This is a genomic window from uncultured Campylobacter sp., assembly GCF_938039245.1.
Lineage (GTDB): Bacteria > Campylobacterota > Campylobacteria > Campylobacterales > Campylobacteraceae > Campylobacter_A.
This window is the reverse complement of sequence record NZ_CALHVN010000023.1, coordinates 1-2,546: the sequence shown is the minus strand read 5'-3', so window position 1 is coordinate 2,546 and position 2,546 is coordinate 1. Positions and strand designations below refer to the sequence as shown.

Annotated in this window: 2 protein-coding genes; one reads left to right on the top strand and one right to left on the bottom strand. The window is 43.0% G+C overall.

The features are described 5' to 3' along the window. Positions 1-492 (top strand): BamA/TamA family outer membrane protein (locus Q0218_RS03805; protein WP_297966349.1); only part of this gene is annotated, 492 nt, incomplete at its 5' end. Between the two features lie 1,105 nt (positions 493-1,597). Here the strand turns inward: Q0218_RS03805 and Q0218_RS03800 are convergent. Next, a complete protein-coding gene (locus Q0218_RS03800) occupies positions 1,598-2,353 on the bottom strand; it encodes a hypothetical protein (RefSeq protein WP_297966347.1) in 756 nt (251 codons plus the stop codon). Between the last annotated feature and the right edge of the window lie 193 nt (positions 2,354-2,546).

Genomic DNA, 2,546 nt, shown 5'->3' with positions numbered 1-2,546 from the left:
TATCAAGGCATCGGAGAGTGGGTGGACTATGACCTTATTTTCAGGTTTAAATCAAGCTTCGGTAAGATTTGGGATCGCGGCTGGGTGCCTATCAACGAGAGGTTATATCTAGGCGGTATCAGAAATCTACGCGGATTTGAGAGTAGAACCGTCTCTCCTAAAGTCAAAGTCTCTAGCGGCAGTTGGTATGAGACGGGCGGCGATATGTCGTTTAATAGCTCGGCGGAGCTTAGCTTCCCGCTAATAGAGCGCGTAAAGATGCGCGGCGTGCTGTTCTTTGACTACGGCGTGATCCACGGCAAGATCGCAAACGTCACGGCTCCTGGTATCGTAGATCATATCGACGGACGCATTAGCAGGTATAGCGCGGGCGCCGGTATCGAGTGGGTAACGCCTATGGGACCGCTTCAGCTAATCTTTGCTAAACCGCTCAAAAAGCAAGACGGCGACGATACGAGTACGTTTGAATTTACTATCGGACAGCGCTTCTAAAATTTACGCGGGCGCTTGGCCTTGCCTCTCGTCCGCCTCTTTTTCTTGTTTTATAAATTAATCTCTTCTAATCGGGAGTTTTGTTCTCAATCTATTTTTACGTTTTTTACTCTTGGCCTGTAAGCGGGTACCCTGCGCGGTTGCTGTTTTTAAGCTTCAAATTTATATTTTCGCATTAAATTTTATGATTACTCGTAAAATCCGATCTGCAAAAATGCAAAACCGTATCGCCGAATCTGCATTTTTAAGCTTGTTAAATTTACTTTGGATACCGCCCCCTTTAGCCCTTATGCTCGCGGCTAAATTTTTTAAATTTTACCTGGATGTAGTAACTAAATTTAGGTTGCGTTTGTTGCCGTTTTTGAAGTAGTCGTTAAATTTGGTAAGCGCGGCGTAAAAAGACAAACTAAAACGTCGGCGCGTATAAAGCCAAAAGTAAATGCAAAAAGCCGCTATAGTAAATTTGAGAGTTTTAAATTTATGCGAATTTTAAAAAACTAGCTGGCTAAGTCCGCCCGATTCGCAAAAGCGGTAAAATGGCGCAAAATTACAAAAACAAAACGAGAGAGCTGCGTATCTTTGATTTTGACGCTACAGGCGTAAATTTATGCTTTATCGCGCTTATTTAGCAAGGTTTATATGAAGCATTTTGCTAATTTAATAAAAGTCGAACTCGGACCGAATTTGAGCGTAAATTTAGTTTGCGGCAACCACGAGTGCAAATATCGCAAAAGCTAAACGCCGCCGTTAAAAGGCTTGCAAATTTAAACGCGAGTAGGGTAAGCCCGTCTCATAAATTTAGGCGCTAAACTAAGTTTTGGAGTGATTGATAAAGCAAATAAAGGCTCACGCTTATGTTTTAAATCGCCTAAATTTAGATAAACTAGCGCGGGTAAAATTTGCGCTAAAAATCTGAATTTAAACGCGATTTTAAAGCGCAAAAAGGCTAAAGATAATCACTCGAATTTACCTGCAAAAAGCCTTCATGCTCGGTAAATCTTACGCAACTTTACGGGCGTTAAGAAGATGCGGCGATCCTTAAAGACGTAACTCTAAAATGCTTGTCGCAAGCGTCTAATAACGCAAGCGGCCTAAGCCCCAAACCCTATCTATCGTAAAATTTACTAAGCACGCTACCGCTAATATCCCTGCGCTCCCCGTCTTCTATCATCACAGCTTTACGATCTACATCGACGGTTTTGTCCGTGTTTATGATAAATTTAATCTCATACGTGCGTGAGCCGATTTTCTTTGGCATATCGCCGAAAAATATAGGCTTTGGTGGACGCTGCGAGTCGAGCGCAGCCCACTGAAACTGATTTACGAAAGTAGTAAATATAAAAGATTTTCCGTTTAGCTTATGTTTATCCAAAAGCTTGCTAGCTAGGGCGTCGTTATCGCAGGTTACCGGCGCGCCGAAGGTGTGTTTCTTCTCTTTTTCCTTGTCGTATTTACAAAATTTATTCGCTAACGCAAGCAGCTCTTCTTTGCTAGCATCGGCGCTGGCCTCGGTTTTTAGGTCGTTATAGGTTTTTACTATCCGCTCTAGCGCCCTATCTACGTTTTTTTGCGCCTCGTCTTTGGCTTTTTGCACGGCCTCCTCGTATCTAGCGTTTTGGCTGTCAAACTGGGCTTTAAGGATAGCGTCCGAGACCTCGCAGGTTACTTTGACAGCTTTTAAATCCTTTGCGCTGACGTCCTCCCACTTGACGCTTTTGCAGCCTTCATACCCGTCTACGGCCGCTCCTATCGTCATTGATTTTTTCTGCGGCAGAGTGTAGTTTTTCACGGTATCTATGTTGTTATTGCCGCATCCAACTAGCGCCAAAACAGCGGCTATGATAGAAAATTTAGCTTTCATTTATCCTCCTAAAATTTAAGATCTAAATGTATCTAAATTTAGCTTAATGCTAAGAATCGCAAAAAGGCGCGAGATAAATGCTAGTTTGCGGGCCGCGCGCGTAAATTTAACCGCGCGACGAGCCTGCTTAAATTTAATTAAAAATTATAGTGAAAATTCACCATAAACGATCTCTCGTCGCCTAGCCTCGAGC